Raw genomic sequence first — 24640 nt, forward strand, 5'->3', positions numbered from 1 at the left:
TCACGAACCCGAAGGGATTGGCCAAGGATGTCCACGACGAAGAAGATGCTGGCGATCACCGCCAGCGCCACGCTGATGCTCGGCCTCGCTGCCTGCAGCTCCGAGCGCGAAGAGACCCCCGCGAGCACCGGGACCGGTGGCGCCGCCGCCGCGTCCGACGCCATGATCGGCATCGCCATGCCGACCCGTAGCCTCGAGCGCTGGAACAACGACGGCACGCACCTCGAGAAGCTTCTCAAGGACGCGGGCTACCAGACCTCGCTGCAGTACGCGGACAACAAGGTCGAAGAGCAGATCAAGCAGATCGAGAACATGGTCAACCAGGGCGCGAAGATCCTCGTGGTCGCCGCGATCGACGGTGAGGCCCTCGCGCCCGCTCTCGACGCTGCCGCCGCCGCGGGCATCGACGTCATCGCCTACGACCGCCTCATCAACGGCACCGACGCGATCGACTACTACGCCACCTTCGACAACGAGAAGGTCGGCAACCTGCAGGGCGAGTTCATCGTCGAGCAGCTCGGCCTCGAGGGCACGGACGAGACGTTCAACCTCGAGCCCTTCGCCGGTTCGCCGGACGACAACAACGCCCGCTTCTTCTTCAAGGGTGCGTGGGACGTCCTGACGCCGTACGTCGAGGACGGCACGCTCGTCGTCCCGTCCGGCAAGGCTCCGGCCTCGCTCGACGAGTGGACCACCATCGGCATCCAGGGCTGGGAGTCCGCGAAGGCCCAGGCCGAGATGGACAACCGCCTGAACTCGTTCTACACGGGCGACGAGAAGGTCGACGTCGTCCTGTCCCCGAACGACTCGCTCGCCCTGGGCATCGAGTCCTCGCTCGAGGCCGCTGGCTACGAGCCCGGCAACGACTGGCCCCTCGTGACGGGCCAGGACGCCGACCAGGCGAACGTCCAGAACATGCTGGCCGACAAGCAGGCCATGACCGTCTGGAAGGACACCCGCACCCTCGGTGACCAGGTCGCCAAGATGGTCGACCAGATGCTCAAGGGCGAAGAGGTCGAGGTTAACGACACCGAGACGTACGACAACGGCAAGAAGGTCGTGCCGTCCTACCTCCTGCCCCCGCAGGTGGTCACCAAGGACACCGTCGAGTCCGCGCTCGTCGAGTCCGGCTTCTACGAGGCTTCTGACCTCGGGCTGTGACACCTGACCCTGCCGGCCGCCCGTCACGGGCGGCCGGCAGGGTTCTCCCACGGCCATTCCGACGACAGGATGAGCACCATGTCCACGGACAACGTCATTCTCGAGATGCGGGGAATCACCAAGACGTTCCCCGGCGTCAAAGCACTCCAGGACGTCACGCTGCAGGTCACCCGCGGCGAGGTCCACGCCATCTGCGGCGAGAACGGCGCCGGGAAGTCGACCCTGATGAAGGTCCTCTCCGGTGTCTACCCGCACGGCTCCTACACCGGGGACATCCTCTTCGAGGACGAACCCTGCGAGTTCCGCACGATCCGCGACTCCGAGGAGCGCGGGATCGTCATCATCCACCAGGAGCTCGCGCTCAGCCCGTACCTGTCGATCGCGGAGAACATCTTCCTCGGCAACGAGCGCGCCAAGGGCGGCGTGATCGACTGGCACAAGACGAACAGCGAGGCAGCCATGCTCCTCGCCCGCGTCGGCCTCACCGAGCACCCGGACACCAAGGTCATGGACATCGGCGTCGGCAAGCAGCAGCTCGTCGAGATCGCCAAGGCCCTCTCCAAGCGCGTCAAGCTGCTGATCCTCGACGAGCCCACCGCGGCCCTGAACGACGAGGACAGCGCCCACCTGCTCGACCTGATGCGCAGCCTCAAGGGCCAGGGCATCACCTCGATCATCATCTCCCACAAGCTCAATGAGATCGCCGCGATCGCCGACTCCACCACGATCATCCGTGACGGCCAGACGATCGAGACCCTCGACATGCACGGCGCTGAGCCCGTGACCGAGGACCGGATCATCCGCGCCATGGTCGGCCGCAGCCTCGAGAACCGCTACCCCGAGCGCACGCCCGAGATCGGCGAAGAGGCTCTGCGGGTCGAGAACTGGACCGTGCACCACCCGAACGACCACTCGCGCGTCGTCGTCGACAACGCGAACCTCGACGTCCGCAAGGGCGAGATCGTCGGCATCGCCGGGCTCATGGGCGCCGGCCGCACCGAGTTCGCGATGAGCGTGTTCGGCCGCTCCTACGGCAGCAACATCTCCGGCCGCCTAGTCAAGGACGGCGAGGAGATCTCCCCGAAGTCCGTGAAGCAGGCGATCAACGCCGGCATCGCGTACGCGACTGAGGACCGCAAGCGGTACGGCCTGAACCTCATCGAGGACATCAAGCGCAACATCTCGTCGTCCGCGCTGGGGAAGCTGTCCCGGTTCGGCGTCGTCGACGGCCGTACCGAGGTCGGCACGGCCGAGGGCTACCGCAAGGACATGAACATCAAGGCGCCCAGCGTCGACGCCGTCACCGGCAAGCTGTCCGGCGGCAACCAGCAGAAGGTCGTCCTGAGCAAGTGGATCTTCGCTGACCCGGACGTGCTCATCCTCGACGAGCCCACCCGCGGCATCGACGTCGGTGCGAAGTACGAGATCTACCAGATCATCAACAAGCTGGCGGAGCAGGGCAAGGCCGTGATCGTGATCTCGTCCGAGCTCCCCGAGCTGCTCGGCATCTGCGACCGCGTGTTCGCGATGAGCCAGGGCCGGATCACCGGGGTGCTGCCCCGCGGCGAAGCGGACCAGGAGTCCCTGATGCGTTACATGACCATGGAGAAGGAGAGTGCTCAGGCATGAGCGCACTGACGCAGTACCTCAGCAAGAACCTCCGCGACTACGGGATGATGGCCGCGCTCATCATCATCGTCGTGGTGTTCCAGTTCCTCACGGACAACCGCCTGCTCATCCCGAACAACGTGGCTGCGCTCGTCCAGCAGAACGCGTACGTGTTCATCCTGACCATCGGCATGGTCATGGTGATCGTGGCGGGGCACATCGACCTGTCGGTCGGCTCCGTCGTCGCCTTCGTCGGTGGCGTCATGGGCGTGCTGATCGTGCAGGAGCAGATCCCGTGGCTCCTCGCGGTCGTGATCGGGCTCGGCATCGGCGCCCTGGTCGGAGCCTGGCAGGGCTTCTGGATCGCCTACATGGGGATACCCGCGTTCATCGTGACGCTGGCCGGCATGCTGATCTTCCGTGGTCTCGCCATCGTCATCGCGGGCACGACCATCTCGGGCTTCCCCGGTGAGTTCAACGCGATCTCCAAGGGCTCGCTGCCGAACGTCCTCGGCTTCGCCGGGGACCTCGACGCACTCACGCTGCTGATCGGCGGCGTCGCGATCGGTGGGCTCATCTTCGGTCAGCTCCGCTCGCGCCGCGTCCTGCAGCGCGAAGGCCTCGCCGCCGAGCCGCTCGTGGCGTTCGTAGGCAAGCTCGTCGTCATCGGCCTGCTCATCGGGTTCATCACGTACCTGCTCGCCAAGTCGGCCGGCGGCACGCCGATCGTCCTGGTCATCGTCGGCGCGCTCGTCGTCATCTACACGTTCGTCATGAACAAGACCGTGTTCGGCCGCCACATCTACGCGATCGGTGGCAACCTCTCCGCCGCCATCCTGTCCGGTGTGAACACCCGCCGCGTGAACTTCATGATCTTCGTGAACATGGGCGTCCTCGCCGCGGTCGCGGGCATCGTCACGACCGCGCGTGCTGGCTCCGCCGTCGCCTCGGCCGGAAACATGTTCGAGCTCGACGCGATCGCCGCCGCCTTCATCGGTGGTACGGCGGTCACGGGTGGTGTCGGCAAGGTGACCGGCGCGATCATCGGTGCGCTCATCATGGGTGTGCTCAACATGGGCCTGTCGATCATGGGCGTCGACGCCGCCTGGCAGCAGACCATCAAGGGTCTGGTGCTCCTTGCGGCCGTCGCGTTCGACATCCTCAACAAGCGCAAGACCGGCGCGGTCTGACCCTAGCCGCACGACGACGGCGCCCCTCCCCACCCGGGGAGGGGCGCCGCTGTCTTTCTCCCCTACCCACCACAAGACGCTGAGTGCGTACTTTTAGCGGTGTTCGCCGTCGCAAAGACCGCTAAAAGTCCGCACTCAGCGATGGGGTGGGGGTGGTTAGTGCTGGGTGGGCTTGACCAGGGGGAAGAGGATGGTCTCGCGGATGCCCAGGCCCGTGAGGGCCATCAGGAGGCGGTCCAGGCCCATGCCCATGCCGCCGCTCGGGGGCATGGCGTGCTCCATGGCCGTGAGGAAGTCCTCGTCCAGCACCATGGCCTCGTCGTCACCGGCGGCCGCGAGCCGCGCCTGCGCCTCGAAGCGCTCGCGCTGGATGACGGGGTCCACGAGCTCCGAGTACGCCGTGGCCAGCTCGAAGCCGCGCACGTACAGGTCCCACTTCTCCACCAGGCCCTTCTTGCTCCGGTGGTCCCGGGTCAACGGGCTCGTCTCGACCGGGAAGTCCCGCACGAACGTCGGCGCGTACAGCCCGTCGCCCACGTGGTGCTCCCACAGCTCCTCGACGAGCTTGCCGTGGTTCTGCTTCTTCGGGTCGATCTTGAGGTCGAACTTCTCGACGTAGCCGAGCAGCACCGCGTCCGGGGTGTCATGGGTGATCTCCTCCCCCAGCGCCTCGGACAGCGAGTCGTACATGCTGAGCTCGGCCCAGTCGCCGCCGAGCTCGTACTCCTCGCCGTCGGGCAGCGTGACGAGCGTGGTGCCCAGAGCCTCCATGGCCGCGGTCTGCACCAGGTCCTTCGTCAGCGCCGCCATCGTGTTGTAGTCGCCGTAGGCCTCGTACGCCTCGAGCATCGCGAACTCCGGCGAGTGCGTGGAGTCCGCGCCCTCGTTGCGGAAGTTCCGGTTGATCTCGAACACGCGCTCGATCCCGCCGACCACGGCGCGCTTGAGGAACAGCTCGGGCGCGATCCGCAGGAACAGGTCCATGTCGAACGCGTTCATGTGCGTCTCGAACGGCCGCGCGGACGCCCCGCCGTGGATGGTCTGGAGCATCGGCGTCTCGATCTCGAGGTAGCCCCGCCGGTGGAAGTTGTCCCGCAGCGAGCGCACGACGGCGGAGCGCAGCCGGGCAGCGTCACGCGCCGCCGGGCGGGCGATGAGGTCGACGTAGCGCTGGCGCACGCGCGCTTCCTCGGACAGCTCCTTGTGCAGGACGGGCAGGGGCCGCAGCGCCTTCGACGCGATCTTCCAGTCGTCCGCGAAGATCGACAGCTCGCCCCGGCGCGAGGAGATCACCCGTCCGTGCGCGAACAGGTGGTCACCGAGGTCCACGTCGGCCTTGAACCGCGCGAGGCTCTCCTCCCCCACGACGGCCTGGCTGAGCATGACCTGCAGGCGGTTGCCCTCGCCGTCCTGCACCGTGACGAAGCACAGCTTGCCGGTGTTGCGCAGGAACACCACCCGCCCGGCGACGCCGGCGAGGTCGTCCGTCTCCTCGCCATCGGCCAGGTGCGCGTAGTCCGCGCGGACGGCGGCGATCGTGTGCGTCACGGGGACGCTCACCGGGTAGGCCTCGTCGCCGCGCTCGATCAGGCGCTCGCGCTTCTCTCGCCGCACCCGCATCTGCTCCGGCAGCTCGTCGGCCAGGGCGCCGACGGCGGGCTGGTCCGGTGCGGTCGTGGGCTCGGGCGCGGGGCTCTGGGGATTCACCTGGCCATCGTACCGACGCTGGTCGCCCGTGAGCCCCTGGCTAGCATGGCGGCATGGGTCACGATCACGCGCACGGCACTGCCACGGGGCAGCACCGACGACGCCTCGTGATCGTCCTCGCCATCACGGCGACGGTCGTCGTCGCCCAGGTGGTCGGCGGGCTCGTGTCCGGCTCGCTCGCGCTGCTCGCGGACGCCGCGCACATGCTGACCGACGCGAGCGGGATCGCGATCGCGCTGATCGCCGCCTCGCTCGCCACCCGGCCCGCCACCAGCGCCCGCACGTTCGGCCTGCAGCGCGCGGAGGTCCTCGCGGCGCTCGTCAACGCGCTGCTGCTCGGCGTCCTGGGCGTGTGGGTCGTCGTCGAGGCGGTGCAGCGGTGGAACGACCCGCCCGCGGTCGAGACCGGGGTCATGCTCGTGGTCGCTGCCGTGGGCGCCCTCGCCAACCTGGTCTGCCTGCTGATCCTGCGCGGCGGCCAGGCGGAGAGCCTGAACCTGCGGGGCGCGTACCTCGAGGTGCTCGGCGACCTCGTCGGCTCGGTCGCCGTGATCGTCGCGGGCATCGTCATCGCCACCACCGGGTACGCGCGGGCGGACGTGGTCGCGTCGGTCGCGATCGGCGCGTTCATCCTGCCGCGCGCCTGGTCCCTCCTGCGCGACGTCCTGGACGTGCTGCTCGAGGCCACGCCCAAGGGCATCGACCTCGACGTCGTGCGGGCGCACCTGCGGGAGATCCCCGGCGTCGTCGACGTGCACGACCTGCACGCCTGGACCATCACGTCGGGTGTCCCCGTCCTGTCCGCGCACGTCGTCGTCGACGACGCGTGCCTCGCCGAGAACCGGTCCGGCGAGGTCCTCGACGCCCTCGCCGCGTGCCTGGGCGAGCACTTCGACACGTCGCACTGCACGTTCCAGCTCGAGCCGGTCGGTCACGGCGACCACGAGGCCGCCGGGCACCGGTAGCCCGGCCGCTGCTACTGCAGGTCGAGCGCGAGGTCGAGGATCGGGGCGGAGTGCGTCAGCGCTCCCACGGACATGTAGTCCACGCCCGTCGCGGCGACGGCGGCCGCGCGGTCCAGCGTCAGGTTGCCGGTCGCCTCGAGCTCGACGGCCGGGTCGAGCGCCCGCACCGCCGCGACCGTGGCCGCCAGGACGTCGTCGGGCATGTTGTCCAGCAGCAGGAAGTCCGCGCCGACGCGCACGGCCTCGACCGCCTGGTCCGTGGTGTCGGCCTCGACCTGCACGGCGACGTCCGGGAACCGCTCGCGCACGCGGGCGATCGCCTCGGACACCGAGCCCGCGGCGACGACGTGGTTGTCCTTGACCATCGCGACGTCGTACAGCCCCATGCGCTTGTTGGTGCCGCCCCCGCAGCGCACCGCGTACTTCTCGAGCTCGCGCAGGCCCGGGGTGGTCTTGCGCGTGTCCAGCACGGTGGCGCGGGTGCCGTCGGCGCGCGGCGCGGCGTCGAGCACGTCCGCCCACGCGCGCGTCGCGGTGGCGACGCCCGAGGCCCGCGAGGCCAGGTTGAGCAGGGTGCGCTCGGCGATCAGCAGGGACTGCACCGGACCGTGCACGACGGCGAGCACGTCCCCCCGGGCGACGCGCGCACCGTCGGCGACCCGGAGCTCGACCGTGGCGGCCGCGAGGCCGAACCGGCGCGCGACCTGCGCGAGCGTCTCGGCGACGACGGCGAGGCCGGCGACGACGCCGTCCTGCCGTGCGACGAGATGGGCGGTGCGGGCGACGTCGGGGGCGATGGTCGCCTGGGTGGTCACGTCCCGCCCGACGCCGGGACCGAGGTCCTCGTCGAGGGCGGTCGTCACGGTGCGGGCGAGCCAGGACGGGTCGAGGTCAGTCACCCGACCACCGTAGCGGCTGCCGGTCACGGGGCAGCGACGCCGCGTACGCCGGGGCAGGCGACAGGCCGAGGTGCTCCTCGAGGCTGTCGCTGCCGAGCGCGCGCAGGTCCCGGGCGAGCGGCTCGCCGACGAACCGCAGGTGCCACGGCTCGTACGTGAAGCCGGTGACGTCCTCCTGGCCCTCCTGGTACCGGACGACGAAGCCGTGCTCGTACGCGTGCTCGGCGAGCCAGCCCGCGTGCTCGGTGTCGGCGAAGCAGCCGAACTCCTGGCAGGGGCCGCTCGCGGGCAGCAGGTCCATGGCGAGGCCGGTCTCGTGCTCCGAGTGCCGCGGCCGTGCGGACTGCTGAGCCGCACGCTCGGCCCCGAGCTCGCGGGTCCAGCGTCGGAACGCCGCGGCCTGGTGGTCGGTGGAGCGGTAGCCGCTCGCCACGCGCAGAGCGACACCGTCCTCCGCAGCGGCGGCCAGCAGAGCCTTCGCCTGGCGCGCGGCCGCGGGGACGAGCCGGTGCCCGGGCGCCACCTCGCGCAGCCTGGCCGGGGCGTAGCCCTCCGGGAGCGGGCGATGCTTGTTCACGACGGCGTACCGGCTGGCCGCGCGGTCGGCTGCGGCCAGGTACGGGCCGCGTGCGGGCTCCCACACGATCGAGCCCCCCGCGAACCCCTGCGTGCAGCGGGTCACCGCCGGGTCGCAGCGGAGCTCGCCCAGCGGCTCGCCCAGGAACCCGCGCTCGGCGCGCAGCGAGCGCCAGTGCTCGGTGATGGTCGCGGCCACGCGCTTCTCGGGCTCGTGGGAGGCGTGCGCGGGCAGCACCGGCCCGGCCGCCAGCAGACCGGCGGCGAGGACGAGGAGGGCACGACGGCGACGCATCGTCCCAGCATCACCCGCCGGCCCCGCACGCGTCCACCCTGGTGGACGACGTGCACAAGCCCTCCGCATCCTCAGAGCGCGGTGCGCTCCAGGCGCAGGGTGCCGTCGACGTCGAGCCAGGCCTCGATGCGCAGCCGCCACGCGTCGTCCTGCGCGGGGAAGTCCTGCCGGAAGTGGCCGCCTCGGCTCTCGGTCCGCTCCTGGGCGGTGGCCGTGAGCACCGTGGCGACCTGGTGCACGTTCGTGGTCTCCCACTCCGCGACCTGCGGCACGGTCTGCACGAGGGCGCCCGTGCCGTCGACGAGGTGCGCGTCGGTGCGCACCGCGGCCAGCCGCGCCGCCGCGGCCTCGAGCCCGCCCGCGGACCGGACCACGCCCGGGCCGAACGCCGCCGCCCGCTGGATGCCGGACCGCGCCGCGGCCGTCACGAGCGCGGCCGGGCCGGCGACCGGGGCAGGGTCGAGCGGCGGGAGCTCGCCGGCGGCGAGGCGCGCGCCGATGTCGCGCGCAGCCCGGTGCGCAAACACGAGGCCCTCGAGCAGGGAGTTCGAGGCCAGCCGGTTCGCGCCGTGCACGCCGGTGCAGGCCACCTCTCCGACGGCGTAGAGCCCGGGCACCGAGGTCCGTCCGTCGACGTCGGTGACCACGCCGCCCGAGTGGTAGTGCTGGGCCGGTGCGACGGGGACCAGGTCCGTGGTGAGGTCGATGCCGTGCGCGAGCAGCCGCTCGTGGATCGTGGGGAACCGTCCCCGCAGGAAGTCGGCGCCCAGGTGTCGGGCGTCGAGGTACACGTGGTCGGAGCCGGTCGCGGCGAGGCGACCCACGATCGCGTGCGCGACCACGTCCCGCGGCGCGAGCTCGGCCAGCGGGTGCACGTCGACCATGAACCGCAGCCCGTCCGTGTCCACCAGCCAGGCGCCCTCGCCCCGGACGGCCTCGGAGATCAGGGGCAGCTGGCCCTTCACGCCGGCACCGAGCCACAGGACCGTCGGGTGGAACTGCACGAACTCCATGTCCCCCACGCGCGCGCCGGCGCGCAGCGCGAGCGCCGTCCCGTCGCCGGTGGCCTGGGCGGGGTTCGTCGACGAGCGGAAGACCTGCCCGATGCCCCCCGTGGCGAGCACGACGGCGCGGGCACGGACGGCTCCGACGCCGTCGCGCGTGCCCTCGCCGATCACGTGCAGCGTGAGGCCGCAGACGGCACCCGGCGCGCCGTCCGGCCCCGCCTCACCCGTGAGGAGGTCGAGGACGAGCGCGTGCTCGATGACGTCGATGCCCGGGTCGTCCCGGACGGCCTCGAGCTGGGCGACCAGGGCACGGGAGATCTCCGCGCCGGTCGCGTCGCCACCCGCGTGCGCGATCCGGTCGGCCCGGTGCCCGCCCTCGCGCGTCAGGGCGATGTCGCCGCCGGGCTCGAGGTCGAACGCCGCCCCGAGCGCGACCAGCTCCCGCACGCGCTCCGGGCCCTCGGTGACGAGCAGCTCGACGGCTGCCGCGTCGCAGACGCCGGCACCGGCCTCGAGGGTGTCCGCGAGGTGCGCCGCGGGCGAGTCGGCGGGGTCCAGCGCCGCGGCGATGCCGCCCTGCGCCCACACCGTCGAGCCCGACGACAGCTCGCCCTTGGTGACGAGCAGCACGCGGTCCACGCGGCTTCGCAGCTCGAGCGCCGCGGTGAGGCCGGCGATGCCGGAGCCGACGACGACGACGTCGGCCGTGGTGGTCCAGCCGGGCTGCGGGGCGTGCAGCCGCCGCGCCAGCTGCGTCATCCGCGGTCCGCCTCAGGGTCGGTGTCCGGGTGCTGGAACGGGGTGATCGCCAGGCCCGAGGCCTCGAGGCCGTACCCGTCCGGCACGAGACCCGGCTCCTCGTTGACCGACACGATCCGGTTGGCCGCATCGACGAACACGACGTGCGGCAGGAACGTGCGCGCGTCGGCGTCGGACAGCGTGCCGTAGGCGATGAGGATGACGATGTCGCCCGGGTTGATCAGGTGCGCCGCCGCACCGTTGATGCAGATCTGCCCGGACCCGGCCTCGCCGGGGATGACGTACGTCGTCAGGCGGGAGCCGTTGGTGACGTCGACGACGTCGACCTGCTGGCCGGGGATGAGGTCCGCGGCGGCGAGGAGGTCGGCGTCCACGGTGATCGAGCCGACGTAGTGGAGGTCCGCCTGCGTCACGGTCGCGCGGTGGATCTTCGCGATCATCATGGGGCGCTGCAGCGAGGCGGGGGTGGTGCGCGGGGTGCGCGGAGTGCTCATCGAGTCGTCTCTCCTGGGTCCGTGACCTGCACGGCCATGTTGTCGATCAGGCGGGTCGTGCCCACGCGGGCGGCGACCAGCAGGAGCGCCGGGCCGCCGTGATCGCTGGGCACCTCGTCCACCGTAGTCGGGTCGACGAGCCTCAGGTAGTCAGGTGTGAGGCACGCCTCGGCCAGGACTTCCTGGGCCGCTGCGCGCACGGCCTCGGCCCCGAGGGCACCCGCAGCCGCGCCGGCCCGCAGGGCGCCCGACAGCGCACGGGCGCTCTCCCGCTCCGCCGCGGAGAGGTAGGCGTTGCGCGAGGACAACGCGACGCCGTCGTCCGCCCGGGCGATGGGCACGCCGACGACCTCGACCGGCACGTCCAGGTCCGTGACCATCCGCCGGATCAGCAGCAGCTGCTGGGCGTCCTTCTCCCCGAAGACCGCGACGTCGGGCTGCACCAGGTGCAGCAGCTTGAGCACGACCGTCAGCACACCGTCGAAGTGGCCCGGGCGCGAGGCCCCCTCGAGCACCTCACCGAGCCGGCCCGCACTCACCCGCACGAGCGGGGCGTCCGGGTAGCCCGGGTAGACCTCCGCGACGTCGGGGGCGAGCACGAGGTCGACGGCGGCGCCGGAGGCGGCGAGCGTCGCGAGGTCTGCTTCGAGGTCGCGCGGGTACTGCGCGAAGTCCTCGTTGGGCCCGAACTGCAGGGGGTTGACGAACACCGTGACCACGACCTGGCCGTGCGGCCCCACGAGATCCCGCGCCGCGTGCACCAGGCTCGTGTGGCCCGAGTGCAGGGCGCCCATCGTCATGACGACCGCGCGGCGGCCCCGCGGCGGGGAGGCGAGGGCGGCGTCGAGCTCCGCGCGGGTGCGGACGAGCGTGGTCATCTAGTGCTCCGGGTCGAGGGCGTCGAGGGCGTCGAGGAGGTCGCGGGCCTGCGCCTCGCCGAGGCGGCCCGCGGCCAGCGCGCGCGACGTCGCCGCGCGCGCCAACGTGCGATAGCTCGCGGGGAGGTCGGGCCCCTGGTGGTCGGCACCGAACGCCGCGAGGACCTCCAGGTGCCCGCGGACGGTGCCCACGTCACCCCGCGACACCGGTCCGGTGAGGGCCGCGATCGCTCCCGGTGCACCCGGGCCGGGCAGGCCGGCCGGGTCGCCGGAGGCGTCGGTCGAGGCCGCCCGGAGCGCGCCGTCGAGGCTCGCGTGCACGAGGGCGTCGAGCATCCGGCCGGGCTCGGCGACGCCGGCGGCCGCGAGGGCGTGGGCTGCCTGGGCGACGAGCACCACCAGATGGTTCGAGGCGTGCGCGAGGGCGGCGTGGTACAGCGGCCGCTGGGCCTCGTCGATCATCACGGGCTCGCCACCGATCTCCACGACGATCGCCTGGCCGATGGGCTCGAGGGCGGGCGCGCACGTCACGGCGAAGCTCGTGCCCTCGAGGCGGGCGAGGTCGAGCGACGTGCCCGTGAAGGTCATCGCGGGGTGCACGGCGAGCGTGATGGCACCGGCCGCCGCCGCGGGAGCGAGCACCGCGGTGCCGTGATGACCGGACGTGTGCAGGACGAGCTGACCGGGTTGCCAGGCGCCCAGCGCCGCGAGCCCGCCGACGACGCCCTCGAGCTCGTCGTCGGGCACGGTCACGAGCACGAGCTCCGCCCGACGCACGACCTCGGGCACCTCGAGCACCGGCACGCCAGGAAGCAGGGTGTCGATGCGCTCGAGCGAGTCCTGGGACACGCCGCTCGCGCCGACCACCGCGTGCCCGACGGCGCGCAGCGCGTGCCCGAGCACCGCGCCCACACGGCCGGCACCGACGACCCCGACGCCGAGCCGCGCGGGCCGAGCGCTCACGCGCCGTCCCCCGTGGGCTCGGCCGCGGGCTCGGTCACGGGCTCCGTCACGACCTCGGCCACGGGCTCCGTGGCGATCTGACGCATCCACAGCTCCGGGCCCTCGCTGTTGCGGGCGGTGCGGGCGCGCTCGTCCTGCTCGGCGAGCAGCCGGGCGGCGTCGGCCTCCGCGAGGTGCGCGATCTGCGGGGTGACCGGCCCGACCGTCGTGTGCAGGGCGAAGCTCGCGACGCCGAGCCGCCGCTGCAGCGGCCCCTGCTCGACCCCGAGGGACTGGGTGCGCTCGTGCGGGACGACGACCAGCTGGCGCACCAGCCGGCCCTGGCGCAGCAGGAGCGCGCGGGGCGCGACCGCGAAGCCGTTGCGCCGCCACGTCAGGGGGTCGAGGATCCGCGCGCTGCGCGGGCTCGTGGTGAAGGTCTCGCTGGGGCCGCTGCCGACGAGCGCCTCGTCGAGGACCGCGAGGGCGTCCGTCAGCCCGAGGTCCGGGAGGACGAGCCAGAGCGCGTCGAGCGCGGCGCGACGGTCGCCGACGGGGAGCAGGACCTGCGAGCTGGACTTCGCGTCCGCCGTGATCGAGCCGTACCCGGCGACGTTGACCTCGACGCGCCACCAGTCCTTGCGGCGCCACAGGAGCGGCTGGCTCAGCCGGATCGCCTGGACGCGTCCGGGTGGGATGGTCTGCGACCGGGTCTCGAGCAGGCCGCGACGCAGCCGGATGCCGTCCGGGGAGACGGCGCCGACGAACCCGTACTCGCCGACGAACCGCTGCGCGAGGTAGGAGCCGAACCCGATCAGCCCGGGGATCGCGGACAGCAGGGGCGCGGCCGTGTGCGCGAGCACCGCAGCGACGCCGAGCCCCACGAGGATCGCGAGGAACGCGAGCAGGGCACCGGTGCGCAGCAGGGAGCCGACCAGCATGCCGGGCTCGACCTGGATCACCTGCTCCTCCGGGGCGACGGGCGCGGCCTCACCCTCGGCGACGGTGACGCCGGCGGCGCGCGCGAGGAGCTCCGCCCGCAGCGTCTCGGCGTCGCCGATCTTCAGGAACCCGACCTTGACCGCGGAGTCGGCTCCGCCGGCGACCTCGAGCCGGAGCTCCGCCAGGCCGAAGATCCGGGCGACGAGCGGCTGCACGATGTCGACGGCCTGCAGGCGGTCCAGGCGGGCCTGGCGCTGCTGGCGGAACACGATGCCCTGCCGCAGGTGCACGGCCTCGGCGCCCACGGCGTAGCGCATCATGCGCCAGGCGAGGGCGGAGTACAGGAAGACCACCAGGGCGAAGAACGCGAGCCCGCCGACGAACCACAGCGGGTTCACGGACGAGACGACCTCGCCCGCGCCCTCGACGTCCGTCGCGACCTGGTTGAAGCCGACGAGGAAGAGCACGACGATCACGCCCCAGCCGCGGACCACGGGGGTGACCGGGTGCATGCGCCGCCAGTCGAGACCGTCGTCGGGCACGCCGAGCGGGGGCGCTGCGGTCTCGCCGGACGGCGCCGCGGGAGCGGGGGGCGGCGGGGGCGGGACGGCGCTCACAGGCCGGCCAGCTGGGCCTCGCCGCGGGAGGCGAGGCGGTCACGCAGGCGCGCGGCCTCGCCCGGCTCGAGACCGTCGATCGACGCGTCCGTGGTGGGCGACGCCGTGTGCAGCTGCACCGACGCGATGCCGAGGGCGCGGGCGAGCGGGCCGGCGGAGACGTCGACGAACTGCATGCGGCCGTAGGGAACGACGACGAGCGAGCGGAACAGCACGCCCTTGCGGATCAGCAGGTCGTCGGCGCGCTCCGCGTACCCGATGGCGTGCACCTGGCGGGCGATCACGGAGGCGCACGCGACGCCGATCACGAGGAGGACCGCCGCCGGCAGCCAGAGCCACGGCGTGAGCAGGACGGCCAGGACCGCGAGCACGACCACGGGCAACCCGATCCCGATCCCGAGCGAGATCAGCCGCGCCGTGACGAGGCGCCCCGAGACGCGCTGCCAGACGATGCCGTCCGGGTCGAACAGGCCTGTGGGTTCAGTCATGGCGCCCATCCTGCCACTGCTCAGGCTGGCTGACCGTCGCCCGGCTCGTCGTCATGCGGCGAGTCGATCCGGCACCAGCGCTCCACCACGACGCCGACGACGCCGAGCACGAGCGCGCACAGCACGGCGGCGCCCGCGGCGCGGGCCCGCGCGGCGAACGCCGCGATCTCGAGGTCCCCGACCGTGACGAGCACCTGCGCGCTGTACCAGCCGACGAGCAGCGCGCCCGTGAGCGCCGCGGCCTGCGCGAGGACCGCGGTCCGTGCGGCGACGACGGGGTCGAGCCCGGGCCTGCGCCCGCGCAGGTAGGAGCGCACCCGCAACCCGGCGACCAGCGTGCCCGCCGCGATCACCAGCACGACGGCGTCGGCCAGCACCGGCACGGGTCCCGGACGGATCCCCTGCGGTGCCAGGACCAGGAGCACGGCCCATCCGCCGAGCGCGACGGCGAGCGCGAGCGCGAGGAGGCGCGAGATCCGGACAGGCTGCATCAGGAGGGCTCGGGCGGCAGCGGGACGGGCGGCGCGGGCGGCTCCGCGTGCGCGGCCGGACGGGCTGGCGCGGCGACCGGCGCAGGGGCCTCGTTCAGCCAGTCGAGCGCGAGCCAGCGCACGCCGTCGCGATCCGGGGCGGTGGCCGCGAGCGCGTCCACGGGACCGCCACCGAGACCGGGCAGGAAGGCCCCGGGCTCGACCTCGGCCCACGGCTGCAGCACGAAGGCACGTGCGTTGGCCCGCGGGTGCGGCAGCTCGAGGTCGTCGGTCACCGCGACGATCCCGGCGATGTCGACGACGTCGATGTCGAGCGTCCGAGCGCCCCAGCGCACCTCGCGCGTGCGCCCGTGCCGCTGCTCGACGCCCTGGCAGGCGTGCAGCAGCTGCCGCGGGGACAGGGCGGTGGCCACCAGCACGACCGTGTTCAGGTAGTCCGGCTGCTCGGGGCCGCCCACGGCTGCGGTGCGGGCGAGCGGTGCGACGGCGAGCATCTCGATGCCCGGCGTCTGGGCGAGCTCGTGCACCGCCTCGCGGAGCGTCGCGCGGGCATCGCCCAGGTTGGCACCGAGGGCGAGGACGGCGCGCACGGGCCCGCCCGGGGTCTCGTCCAGCCGGTCGGGCGCGGGCGGTGCGGGGTCCGGGTCCTCGACTGGTGCGTGCGCGACGGACAGCGCGGCGTCCTCCACCGTGCGCGGCGTCGCGATCTCGGCCACGGACGCCGCCGGCGCCGCGGTGGGGTCGAACCGCGCGGAGGGCAGCTTGGTGCGATCGCGCCGGATCGCCACGACCACGTCGGTGAACGGCACCGGGACGGGCGCGCCCGGCTTGTGCACGGCGACGTCCACCGCGACGACGCCCGGCCGGTCCAGCACGAGCGCGGCGACCTGCTCGGCGACCGTCTCCACGAGGTTGACCGCGGGGCCGGCCAGGACCGCCACCACGTCCTGCGCGAGGCTCGCGTAGTTGAGCGTGTGGACCAGGTCGTCGGTGGCCGCGGCCCGCCGGGTGTCGACGTGCACCACCACGTCCGCGACGAAGGTCTGCCCGTCCACCCGCTCGTGGTCGAGGACACCGTGATGACCGGTCGCGCTCAGACCCAGCAGGCGGATCTGGTCGGCCGGCCGCCCGTGCTCGTCGAGCACCGGGGCTGTCGGGGGCAGGTAGGTCACGGGAGCTCCAGAACCTCTCGGGGGTCGGTCCACGCCTGGGCGACCCTGACCGCCGCGGCGGATCCCGCGGCGTCGTGCACCCGCACGCCCCAGGCGCCGTGCGCAGCGGCGAGCGCGGTGATCGCCGCCGTCGCGCCGTCGCGCTCGAGCGGCGGGACCGCCTGCCCGTCCGGTCCCGCGAGCAGCGTACCGAGGAATCGCTTGCGCGAGGCACCGACGAGGACGGGGTGTCCCAGCGCGATCAGCTCGTCGAGCCGGCGCAGCAGGGGCCAGTTCGCCGCGCCGGGCTTGGCGAACCCGAGCCCGGGGTCCAGCACGACCTGCTCGGGGCGCACCCCGCGCGCGGCGAGCGCGGCCACGCGCTCGCTCAGCTCGCGCCGCACGTCGACGACGACGTCGTCGTACGTCGCGAGGCTGTCCATCACGTCCGCGTGGCCCCGCCAGTGCATCGCGACGTACACGACGCCCGTCTGGGCGACGACGTCATAGATCTCCGGGTCGGCCAGCCCCCCCGAGACGTCGTTGACGATGACCGCGCCGGCCGCGACGGCGCGGGCCGCGACCTCGGCGCGCGTGGTGTCCACGGACACGACGGCGCCGCGGGCGACGAGCTCCTCGACCACCGGGACCACGCGGTCGAGCTCGTCGGCCTGGGGCACGCGTGCGGAGCCGGGACGGGTGGACTCGCCGCCGACGTCGAGGAGGTCGGCGCCCTGGGCGAGGAGGCCGAGCCCGTGCCGGACGGCGTCGGCGGGCTCGAACCAGCGGCCGCCGTCCGAGAACGAGTCGGGGGTGACGTTGACGACGCCCATCACCAGGGTCCGCCCGAGGGCGAGGCCCGGAGGCAGCGGGGCGGGGTGACGGGCCACGTTAGGAAGCCTAGTCGCCGGTCAGCGTCCCGTGATCAGGCTCATGGCCTCGGCCCGGGTGGCACCGTCGCGCATCTGCCCGCGCACCGCGGAAGTCAGGGTGCGCGAGCCGGGCTTGCGCACCCCCCGCATGGACATGCACAGGTGCTCGGCCTCGATCACGACGATCACGCCGCGCGGCGCCAGGTGCTGCACGAGGGCGTCCGCGACCTGCGTCGTCAGGCGCTCCTGGACCTGGGGCCGCCGCGCGTACAGGTCGACGAGCCGGGCGAGCTTGCTCAACCCTGTCACCCGGCCGTCGGCACCCGGGATGTACCCGACGTGCGCGACGCCGTGGAACGGCACCAGGTGGTGCTCGCACGTGGAGTACACCTCGATGTCGCGCACGAGGATCATCTCCTCGTGGTCGATGTCGAACGTCGTGCCCAGGATGGTCTCGGGGTCCTGGTCGAGCCCGGCGAACGTCTCGGCGTACATGCGCGCGACGCGCCCCGGGGTGTCGGTCAGCCCGTCGCGGTCCGGGTCCTCCCCGACCGCGAGGAGCAGCTCGCGGACGGCGGCCTCGGCGCGGGCCAGGTCGACGCTCACAGCTCCACCGTCCCGCCGTCGGGGATCTCCCCGACCGGGTCCGTCGGGCGCTCCGGCCGCGCGACGGCCTCGTCCTCGGGGATCACGGGCCCGTCCTGCGTCGCCTGCTCGGCCGGGGTCAGCACCGGCGGCCGGTCGGAGACGACGCGCTGCTCGCTCGACAGCCAGACGTCCCGCGGCTCGCGCTTGACCACGGGCGCGAAGATCTCGGCGAGCTCCTTCTGATTGAGCGTCTCCTTGTCGAGCAGCTCGAGCACCAGGCGGTCGAGGACGTCCCGGTACTGGACCAGCACCTCCCACGCCTCGTCGTGCCCGGCCTCGATGAGCTTGCGGACCTCGTGGTCCACCGTGCCCGCGACGGCCTCGGAGTAGTCGCGCTGGTGACCCATGTCCCGGCCCAGGAACGGCTCGCCGCCGGACGTGCCGAGCTTGATGGCCCCGACGCGCTCGGACATGCCGTACTCCGTGACCATCTTGCGGGCGATCGAGCTGGCCTTCTCGATGTCGTTCGAGGCGCCGGTCGTCGGGTCGTGGAACACGAGCTCCTCGGCCACGCGTCCGCCCATCGCGTACGCGATCTGGTCCAGCAGCTCGTTCCGGGTGGTCGAGTACTTGTCCTGCGTGGGCATGACCATCGTGTAGCCCAGGGCTCGTCCGCGCGGCAGGATCGTCACCTTCGTGACGGGGTCCGTGTACCGCATGGCCGCCGCCACGAGGGCGTGCCCGCCCTCGTGGTACGCGGTGATCTTCTGCTCCTTGACGTTCATGACGCGGGTGCGCTTCTGCGGGCCGGCGATGACGCGGTCGATCGCCTCGTCGAGCGCGCGGTCGTCGATCAGCTGCGCGCCGCTGCGGGCCGTCAGCAGCGCCGCCTCGTTGAGGACGTTCGCGAGGTCCGCGCCCGTGAAGCCGGGCGTGCGGCGCGCGACGGTCGCGAGGTCGATGCCCTCGACGATCGGCTTGCCGCGCGCGTGCACCTTGAGGATCGCCTCGCGGCCCTTGAGGTCAGGCGCCTCGACGGCGATCTGCCGGTCGAACCGGCCCGGACGCAGGAGCGCGGGGTCGAGGATGTCGGGGCGGTTGGTCGCCGCGATGAGGATGACGTTGGCCTTGGGGTCGAACCCGTCCATCTCGACGAGGAGCTGGTTGAGGGTCTGCTCGCGCTCGTCGTGGCCGCCGCCCATGCCGGCACCACGGTGGCGGCCGACGGCGTCGATCTCGTCGACGAAGATGATCGCCGGGGCGTTCTCCTTGGCCTGCTGGAACAGGTCACGCACGCGGCTTGCGCCGACGCCCACGAACATCTCGACGAAGTCCGAGCCGGAGATCGTGTAGAACGGCACGCCGGCCTCGCCCGCGACGGCGCGCGCGAGGAGCGTCTTGCCGGTGCCGGGCGGTCCGTACAGGAGCACGCCCTTGGGGATCTTCGCGCCCACGGCCTGGAACTTGGCGGGCTCGGAGAGGAACTCCTTGATCTCGTGCAGCTCCTCGACGGCCTCCTCGGCGCCCGCGACGTCGGCGAACGTGACCTGCGGGCTCTCCTTGCCGACGAGCTTGGCCTTGGACTTGCCGAAGCCCATGACGCGCGAGCCGCCGCCCTGCATGCGGGACATCAGGAAGAAGAAGAGCACGCCGATGATCACGAAGGGCACGAGGATCGACAGCATCGACAGCCAGAAGCTCGGCTGGGAGACGCGCGAGTTGAACCCCTCGGCCGGGTCCGCCGCCGCGATCGCGTCCACGACGCGCTCGCCCTGCGGGTCGACGTAGTAGAACTCGACGAGCGAGCCGCGGTTGTCGCCGTCGACGGTGTAGTCCTCGGTGAGCGTGAGCTCGACGCGCTGCTCACCGTCGACGACGAGCGCGCTCTTCACCTTGCCCTCGGTGATCAGCTCGAGACCCTGGGAGGTGTCGATGCGCCCGATCTTGGGCGTCGTCAGGGTCGAATAACCGATCCAGAGGAGGACCAGACCGATCGCGATCCACACGTAGGGTCCGCCGAACAGCCGCTTCATCTTCATCCGTGTACCGGGACGCCCCGGGGTCCTTCCGCTCGACTCGCCTGCTTCCGCCTTGGAAGTTACACGCGAATCCTGGAGATCGGCTGATTGTTCGCCGAGGGCATCACGCCATGGACGGGTGCCAGGGCCCGCCCGTGCGCCCCCGGCCCGCGGTCACTCCGCGTAGACGTGGGGGGCGAGCGTCCCGACGAACGGCAGGTTGCGGTACTTCTCGGCGTAGTCGAGGCCGTAGCCGATGACGAACTCGTTGGGGATGTCGAAGCCGACGTAGCGGACGTCGATCTCCACCTTGTTCGCCTCGGGCTTGCGCAGCATCGCGGCCACCTCGACGGACTTGGGTCCGCGGCTGCGCAGGTTCGCGAGCAGCCAGGACAGCGTGAGACCGGAGTCGACGATGTCCTCGACGATCAGCACGTTGCGTCCCGTGAGGTCCGCGTCGAGGTCCTTGAGGATACGCACGACGCCGGAGGACTTGGTGCCCGAGCCGTACGACGAGACCGCCATCCAGTCCATCTCCACGGGGTGGTGCAGCTGACGCGCGAGGTCCGCCATGACCATGACGGCGCCCTTGAGCACCCCCACCAGCAACAGGTCCTCGCCCGCGTAGTCCGCGTCGATCTGGGCGGCCATCTCGGCGAGCCGCGTCGAGAGCTGCTCCTCGCTCAGCAGCACGGACTCGAGGTCGCTACCGATGTCTGACTGGTCCACGACGAAAGCTCCTCATGCGGGGGTGGGGGTGTGCAGGACAAGCCTGCCACACGTGCGCTGGGCCCTGACCCCGCCAGGAAGATGGGCCGGCCCCTGCCCGTGCCAGGCGACGACGAGAGCGTCCAGTTGCGCGAGGTGCACCTGGGTCAGCGCCCCCGCGCCGGCCGCAGCCGCTGCGGCGCGCAGCGCCCGGCGGCGCACGGCGGGCGGCGCCTCGGCGAGCAGCGCGACGTCGAGGCCCTCCGCGCCGGCGGCCCGCGCGCGCAGCTCGTCCGCGATCTCCTCGAGCGCGGCGTCGTCGTCGCGCAGCAGCACCGCGGTGCGCGCGAGCGCTGCGGGCACGCCGGGTCCGAGCACCCGCACGAGCTCGGGCAGCACGGAGGCGCGCACCTGGGAGCGCAGCGGCCACCCGGCACCGTCGGCCGGCGCGGCGTTGGTCGGGTCCTGCCACGGCGTCAGCCCCAGGTCCGCGCAGATCTGCTCCGTCTGCGCCCGGCGCAGCCCCAGGAAGGGCCGGCGCAGTGACCCTCGGGCCGCCGGCATCCCGGCGAGCGCTCGCGCGCCGGACCCGCGCGCGAGCGCCAGGAGCACCGTCTCGGCCTGGTCGTCGAGCGTGTGCCCGAGCAGGATCGGCCCGCCCGGCACGCGCTCGGCCCGCACCCCCTCGAGGGCTGCGTACCGTGCACTCCGGGCCGCGGCCTCGGGTCCGCCGCTGGCGGTCACGACGACCGGCACGACGACGGCGTCGAGGCCCAGCCCGCGGCACTGGTCGGCGGCCCGCTGCGCGACGTCAGCGCTGCCGGGCTGCAGCCCGTGGTCGACCACGACGGCGAGCCCGCGGAGCCCTTCGAGCGCGACGCACGCCGCGAGCGCGAGAGAGTCGGCTCCGCCGGAGCACGCGACGACGAGCCGCGGGCGCGCGCCCTCCGTCTCGGCGCCGTCACCCTCGACCGCGAGCACGGCGCGCACGGCGCGGCGGCCCGCGACGACGTCAGGCGTCGGGAGCACGGCTCAGCCGTGGACGCGCCGCAGCCATGCGGCCGGGTCGGAGATCTCGCGCGGGGTCGGCAGGTTCTGGGGCCCATCCCACACCACGTTGAGTGCCGTGGTGCCCGCGCGCCGCCGGACGCCGCGGACGAACGCCGCGCCGTCGACGTACTGCGCGATCTTCGCGTCCATGCCCAGGACCTTGCGCAGGACGAGGTCCGTGCCGCGCGGGGTGGCGCGGCGCGCGTCGAAGGCCTTGCGGATCGCTCTGACGCTCGGCACGACCTTGGGCCCGACGACGTCCATCATGACGTCGGCATGCCCCTCGAGCAGCGACATCACCGCCGCGACCTGCGCCATCTGCTCCCGCTGGTCCGGCGTGAGCAGCCGCTCGGCGAGCGGGGTGCCCGCGGGCTGACGCACGAACCGGCGCACGAGGTCGGCCGCCGCGCGGGTGCGCGCCAGCGCGGAGCCCTCCCCCACCGCGGCGGCAGTGCCGGCGACCTCGCCTAGCAGGGCGCCGACGCGCGAGCGCAGGTGGTCGACGAGCCACGGGGCTGCGCCGAACTGCAGCGCGTGGGTCTGCTCGTGCAGGCACACCCAGAGGCGGAAGTCGTCGGCGTCGAGCCCGAGCTGGCGCTGCACGCGGAGCACGTTGGGCGCGACGAGCAGCAGCGTCGGCTCGTCACCGAACGGTTCGAGCTGCCCGAGCACCTTGGTCGAGAGCATCGCGAGCGTGCCCCCGATCTCGAGGCCTCCGACGACCGCCGCGACCGGGTCGTCGTCGTCCGACGTCGCGGGTCCACGCGCCACGTGCCCGGCCGGCACGGAGCGCAGCAGCGTCTGCATCGACCGCGCGTTCGCGCGGACCCAGCCCGCCCGGTCGACGACGAGCACCCGCGCCGGACCCGCGCCGTCGGCGAACCGCATCCGCGTGACGTCGGCGACGTGCGGCACCGCCCGGTGGGCGCTCGCCCGCAGCGCCTCGACGTGCTCGCGCAGCTCGGCCGCGCCGGCGGTCGGCCCTGCGGGCGCCAGCACGGCGCCCGCGCGCGCAGCCAGCGGCCAGTCGACCGCGTCGGTCAGGGACGCCGTGCCCCCGCCGCTCACGAGCACCCGCAGGCGGCGAGGGCGCTGACGAACTTGTCGACGGTGGCGCGGGAGCCCCACGCCCCGCCCTCCGGTGCGCGGTCGACCATCACGGCGAAGTACAGCTGGCGCCCGTCGGCTGTGACGATCGACCCGGTGAGCCCCGTGGTCCGCGGCAGGGAGCCGGTCTTGGCGCGCAGCAGGCCCCGGGCGGGCGACTCCAGGAAGCGGTCGTACAGCGTCCCGGACAGCCCGGCGACCGGCATCCCGACGATCGCGCGACGCAGCACGGGGTGCTCCGCGGACGAGGCGCGCTGCAGCGTCTGCACCAGGGCGCGCGGGGGGATCCGGGAGCCGTCGCCGAGGCCGCTGCAGTCGGCCAGCGTGGTGCGGGAGACGTCCACGCCGGTCCGTCCGACCGCGGCGAGGACCGCGGCCGTCGCCCCGTCGAACGACCCCGGCAGCCCGGCCTCGAGGGCCACGAGCCGCCCGAGGACCTCGGCCACCGTGTTGTCCGAGGTCTTCAGCGTGTAGTCGACGATCTCCCCGAGGGGCGCCGAGGACACCGATCCGAGGACCTCGGGCTCGCCCTCGACGACGAGGCGGGCGACGTCGCCGACGACGCTCACGCCGCTCTCCGCGAGCGCCTGGGCGAAGACCTCGGCGGCCGCGATCGAGGGGTCGGCGAAGCGGGGCACATACTGGCCGTCCTCCGTCCGCGCGACGTCGACCGCGAGGGCCGTGACCGGTGCGACGTAGCCGAGCCGGACGTTCGCGTCGAGCCACGTCTCCGAGACGGCTGGGCCTGTGAACAGGCTGTCGTCGACCCGCACGGTGACCTCGGCCTGACCGCGGGCGGCGAGCGCGTCGGCGACCTGGGCTGCGAGGTCGCCGAGGCCGGCCCGAGCAGTGACGGACGTGGGATCCCCGGCACCGGGCGCGAGCATCATGTCGCCGCCCCCGACGAGCACGACCTCCCCGGCGGTGGCCTGGACCACGCGGGTGTCGAGCGTGCGCTCCGTGCCGAGGGTCGTCAGGGCAGCGACGCCGGTCAGGAGCTTGACGGTGGAGGCGGGCACCTGGGGCGCGTCGGGCTCGTGCGCGACGAGCTCCTGCCCGGTGAGCGCGTCCGTGACCAGGACCCCGACGCTGGGTCCCACCAGGTCTTCCTCCTCGACCAGGGACTGGACGAGCTCCGCCAGCTGGTCCGGTGCCGGGACGGGGGCGCCGGGGTCGAGCAGGGTGGCGGTCGAGGTGATCTCGCCGCCCAGCGTCGCAGCAGGTGCCGTGGGGAACGGCGCGGGAGGCTCGGGCACCGGGGCGTTCGTCAGAAAACCGGGGACGACGTCGTAGATGTCACCGGCGACGTACCCTCCTCCGGCAAGCAGGGCGAAGGTCACCGTGACTCCCGCCACACGAGCCGCGAGCCCCATCCATACCTCCGGTGTCCGACGTCGTTCACAACATACGCTGTCCGTACGCCACACTAGAGGCACGGCTGAGGGGCGCCCGTCGCAGGGCGCGTCGTTCCGCGCCCGCGGACGGCCCCACATGACGATGGTTACTGCTCGCCGCAACGAGGTCGGTCAGCGCCGACCGGCTCGCCGGCGAAACTGGAGGAGAACAGTGGAGTTCGACGTCACGATCGAGATCCCCAAGGGTCAGCGCAACAAGTACGAGGTCGACCACCACACCGGTCGCATCCGTCTCGACCGGATGCTCTTCACCTCCACGCGGTACCCAGACGACTACGGCTTCATCGAGGGCACCCTCGGTGAGGACGGCGACCCGCTGGACGCGCTGGTCCTGCTGGAGGAGCCGACGTTCCCGGGCTGCCTGATCCGCTGCCGGGCGCTCGGCATGTTCCGCATGCGCGACGAGGCCGGGGGCGACGACAAGGTCCTGTGCGTGCCGACCGGCGACCAGCGCGCCGCGTGGCGCCAGGACATCGACGACGTCTCGGACTACCACCGCCTCGAGATCCAGCACTTCTTCGAGGTCTACAAGGACCTGGAGCCGGGCAAGTCGGTCGAGGGCGCGCACTGGACCGGCCGCGAGGAGGCGGAGGCCGAGATCGAGCGCTCGCGCCAGCGCGCGGTCGACTCCGGCTACTACTCCGGGCACTGACAACCACGAAGCCGCCCCTCCGGACCGAGGTCCGGGCGGGGCGGCTTCGTCGCGCGGGGG

23 protein-coding genes are annotated in these 24640 nt (G+C 72.9%); 5 read left to right on the top strand and 18 right to left on the bottom strand.

Going from position 1 to position 24640, the window contains the following annotated elements:
- Positions 1 to 27: 27 nt before the first annotated feature.
- From chvE to mmsB, 3 genes are all read left to right on the top strand, one after another.
- Positions 28 to 1161, top strand: coding sequence for a multiple monosaccharide ABC transporter substrate-binding protein (gene chvE / locus BMZ30_RS09810; RefSeq protein WP_093378028.1), 1134 nt, complete (start codon positions 28 to 30; stop codon positions 1159 to 1161).
- 78 nt (positions 1162 to 1239) lie between these two features.
- Positions 1240 to 2790 (top strand): multiple monosaccharide ABC transporter ATP-binding protein, encoded by a 1551-nt coding sequence (gene mmsA / locus BMZ30_RS09815; RefSeq protein WP_093378030.1) that lies wholly within the window; start codon positions 1240 to 1242, stop codon positions 2788 to 2790.
- Positions 2787 to 3959: a multiple monosaccharide ABC transporter permease gene (mmsB, locus tag BMZ30_RS09820; RefSeq protein ID WP_093378034.1), complete on the top strand. Its 1173-nt coding sequence runs from the start codon at positions 2787 to 2789 to the stop codon at positions 3957 to 3959. Before mmsA ends, mmsB begins: the two co-directional genes overlap by 4 nt.
- 156 nt (positions 3960 to 4115) lie before the next feature.
- On the opposite strand, the gene lysS is transcribed toward mmsB, so the two are convergent.
- The gene (lysS, locus tag BMZ30_RS09825; RefSeq protein ID WP_093378589.1) at positions 4116 to 5579 is read right to left on the bottom strand and encodes a lysine--tRNA ligase; all 1464 of its coding nucleotides are present in this window, start codon (positions 5577 to 5579) and stop codon (positions 4116 to 4118) included.
- A gap of 140 nt (positions 5580 to 5719) precedes the next feature.
- Between lysS and BMZ30_RS09830 the strand changes: the two genes are divergently transcribed.
- Entirely contained in the window at positions 5720 to 6631 is a 912-nt protein-coding gene (locus BMZ30_RS09830; RefSeq protein ID WP_093378036.1) for a cation diffusion facilitator family transporter, read from the top strand.
- Between the two features lie 11 nt (positions 6632 to 6642).
- On the opposite strand, the gene nadC is transcribed toward BMZ30_RS09830, so the two are convergent.
- The 17 genes from nadC to dacB all read right to left on the bottom strand — a co-directional run bounded on the left by nadC (position 6643) and on the right by dacB (position 23853).
- On the bottom strand, positions 6643 to 7530 hold the full coding sequence (gene nadC, locus BMZ30_RS09835) for a carboxylating nicotinate-nucleotide diphosphorylase (RefSeq protein WP_093378039.1): 888 nt from the start codon (positions 7528 to 7530) through the stop codon (positions 6643 to 6645).
- A complete protein-coding gene (locus BMZ30_RS09840; RefSeq protein WP_093378041.1) occupies positions 7523 to 8401 on the bottom strand; it encodes a M15 family metallopeptidase in 879 nt (292 codons plus the stop codon). Before BMZ30_RS09840 ends, nadC begins: the two co-directional genes overlap by 8 nt.
- Positions 8402 to 8472: 71 nt before the next feature.
- Positions 8473 to 10167, bottom strand: a complete 1695-nt coding sequence (locus BMZ30_RS09845; RefSeq protein ID WP_093378044.1) for an L-aspartate oxidase — start codon at positions 10165 to 10167, stop codon at positions 8473 to 8475.
- Positions 10164 to 10661, bottom strand: a complete 498-nt coding sequence (panD, locus tag BMZ30_RS09850; RefSeq protein ID WP_093378047.1) for an aspartate 1-decarboxylase — start codon at positions 10659 to 10661, stop codon at positions 10164 to 10166. Before panD ends, BMZ30_RS09845 begins: the two co-directional genes overlap by 4 nt.
- On the bottom strand, positions 10658 to 11539 hold the full coding sequence (panC, locus tag BMZ30_RS09855; RefSeq protein WP_093378049.1) for a pantoate--beta-alanine ligase: 882 nt from the start codon (positions 11537 to 11539) through the stop codon (positions 10658 to 10660). Before panC ends, panD begins: the two co-directional genes overlap by 4 nt.
- Entirely contained in the window at positions 11540 to 12502 is a 963-nt protein-coding gene (locus BMZ30_RS09860; protein WP_093378052.1) for a Rossmann-like and DUF2520 domain-containing protein, read from the bottom strand.
- Positions 12499 to 14040: a PH domain-containing protein gene (locus tag BMZ30_RS09865; protein ID WP_229828734.1), complete on the bottom strand. Its 1542-nt coding sequence runs from the start codon at positions 14038 to 14040 to the stop codon at positions 12499 to 12501. The genes BMZ30_RS09860 and BMZ30_RS09865 overlap by 4 nt, the downstream gene beginning before the upstream one ends.
- The gene (locus BMZ30_RS09870) at positions 14037 to 14537 is read right to left on the bottom strand and encodes a PH domain-containing protein (protein ID WP_093378054.1); all 501 of its coding nucleotides are present in this window, start codon (positions 14535 to 14537) and stop codon (positions 14037 to 14039) included. The genes BMZ30_RS09865 and BMZ30_RS09870 overlap by 4 nt, the downstream gene beginning before the upstream one ends.
- A gap of 11 nt (positions 14538 to 14548) precedes the next feature.
- Positions 14549 to 15019: a DUF3180 domain-containing protein gene (locus BMZ30_RS09875; protein ID WP_093378057.1), complete on the bottom strand. Its 471-nt coding sequence runs from the start codon at positions 15017 to 15019 to the stop codon at positions 14549 to 14551.
- A complete protein-coding gene (gene folK, locus BMZ30_RS09880; protein ID WP_229828730.1) occupies positions 15019 to 16191 on the bottom strand; it encodes a 2-amino-4-hydroxy-6-hydroxymethyldihydropteridine diphosphokinase in 1173 nt (390 codons plus the stop codon). The genes BMZ30_RS09875 and folK overlap by 1 nt, the downstream gene beginning before the upstream one ends.
- On the bottom strand, positions 16188 to 17003 hold the full coding sequence (folP, locus tag BMZ30_RS09885; protein ID WP_093378059.1) for a dihydropteroate synthase: 816 nt from the start codon (positions 17001 to 17003) through the stop codon (positions 16188 to 16190). Before folP ends, folK begins: the two co-directional genes overlap by 4 nt.
- A gap of 78 nt (positions 17004 to 17081) precedes the next feature.
- Entirely contained in the window at positions 17082 to 17648 is a 567-nt protein-coding gene (gene folE, locus BMZ30_RS09890; RefSeq protein ID WP_093378062.1) for a GTP cyclohydrolase I FolE, read from the bottom strand.
- Entirely contained in the window at positions 17645 to 19669 is a 2025-nt protein-coding gene (ftsH, locus tag BMZ30_RS09895) for an ATP-dependent zinc metalloprotease FtsH (RefSeq protein WP_093378064.1), read from the bottom strand. Before ftsH ends, folE begins: the two co-directional genes overlap by 4 nt.
- A 153-nt stretch (positions 19670 to 19822) precedes the next feature.
- Complete coding sequence (hpt, locus tag BMZ30_RS09900) at positions 19823 to 20377, bottom strand: hypoxanthine phosphoribosyltransferase (protein WP_093378067.1); 555 nt, start codon at positions 20375 to 20377, stop codon at positions 19823 to 19825.
- Positions 20378 to 20389: 12 nt separating this feature from the next.
- On the bottom strand, positions 20390 to 21385 hold the full coding sequence (gene tilS / locus BMZ30_RS09905) for a tRNA lysidine(34) synthetase TilS (RefSeq protein ID WP_093378069.1): 996 nt from the start codon (positions 21383 to 21385) through the stop codon (positions 20390 to 20392).
- Between the two features lie 3 nt (positions 21386 to 21388).
- Positions 21389 to 22474, bottom strand: a complete 1086-nt coding sequence (locus BMZ30_RS09910) for a zinc-dependent metalloprotease (protein ID WP_093378598.1) — start codon at positions 22472 to 22474, stop codon at positions 21389 to 21391.
- Positions 22471 to 23853, bottom strand: coding sequence for a D-alanyl-D-alanine carboxypeptidase/D-alanyl-D-alanine endopeptidase (gene dacB / locus BMZ30_RS09915; RefSeq protein WP_229828726.1), 1383 nt, complete (start codon positions 23851 to 23853; stop codon positions 22471 to 22473). Before dacB ends, BMZ30_RS09910 begins: the two co-directional genes overlap by 4 nt.
- Before the next feature lie 226 nt (positions 23854 to 24079).
- Here dacB and BMZ30_RS09920 point away from each other — a divergent pair, with 226 nt between their 5' ends.
- Positions 24080 to 24580 (top strand): inorganic diphosphatase, encoded by a 501-nt coding sequence (locus BMZ30_RS09920; protein ID WP_093378074.1) that lies wholly within the window; start codon positions 24080 to 24082, stop codon positions 24578 to 24580.
- Positions 24581 to 24640: the final 60 nt, after the last annotated feature.

Origin of the sequence: Flavimobilis marinus, from assembly GCF_900113055.1 — a bacterium.
GTDB lineage: Bacteria > Actinomycetota > Actinomycetes > Actinomycetales > Cellulomonadaceae > Flavimobilis > Flavimobilis marinus.

What these genes read in the sequence shown, in the direction of transcription:
- BMZ30_RS09840 (WP_093378041.1), bottom strand. Translation starts at nt 8,401, where the DNA reads ATGCGTCGCCGTCGTGCCCTCCTCGTCCTCGCCGCCGGTCTGCTGGCG.
- BMZ30_RS09830 (WP_093378036.1), top strand. Translation starts at nt 5,720, where the DNA reads ATGGGTCACGATCACGCGCACGGCACTGCCACGGGGCAGCACCGACGA.
- folP (WP_093378059.1), bottom strand. Translation starts at nt 17,003, where the DNA reads ATGGGCGTCGTCAACGTCACCCCCGACTCGTTCTCGGACGGCGGCCGC.
- chvE (WP_093378028.1), top strand. Translation starts at nt 28, where the DNA reads ATGTCCACGACGAAGAAGATGCTGGCGATCACCGCCAGCGCCACGCTG.
- lysS (WP_093378589.1), bottom strand. Translation starts at nt 5,579, where the DNA reads ATGCGGGTGCGGCGAGAGAAGCGCGAGCGCCTGATCGAGCGCGGCGAC.
- BMZ30_RS09845 (WP_093378044.1), bottom strand. Translation starts at nt 10,167, where the DNA reads ATGACGCAGCTGGCGCGGCGGCTGCACGCCCCGCAGCCCGGCTGGACC.
- mmsA (WP_093378030.1), top strand. Translation starts at nt 1,240, where the DNA reads ATGTCCACGGACAACGTCATTCTCGAGATGCGGGGAATCACCAAGACG.
- mmsB (WP_093378034.1), top strand. Translation starts at nt 2,787, where the DNA reads ATGAGCGCACTGACGCAGTACCTCAGCAAGAACCTCCGCGACTACGGG.
- BMZ30_RS09875 (WP_093378057.1), bottom strand. Translation starts at nt 15,019, where the DNA reads ATGCAGCCTGTCCGGATCTCGCGCCTCCTCGCGCTCGCGCTCGCCGTC.
- panD (WP_093378047.1), bottom strand. Translation starts at nt 10,661, where the DNA reads ATGAGCACTCCGCGCACCCCGCGCACCACCCCCGCCTCGCTGCAGCGC.
- ftsH (WP_093378064.1), bottom strand. Translation starts at nt 19,669, where the DNA reads ATGAAGATGAAGCGGCTGTTCGGCGGACCCTACGTGTGGATCGCGATC.
- BMZ30_RS09870 (WP_093378054.1), bottom strand. Translation starts at nt 14,537, where the DNA reads ATGGGCGCCATGACTGAACCCACAGGCCTGTTCGACCCGGACGGCATC.
- panC (WP_093378049.1), bottom strand. Translation starts at nt 11,539, where the DNA reads ATGACCACGCTCGTCCGCACCCGCGCGGAGCTCGACGCCGCCCTCGCC.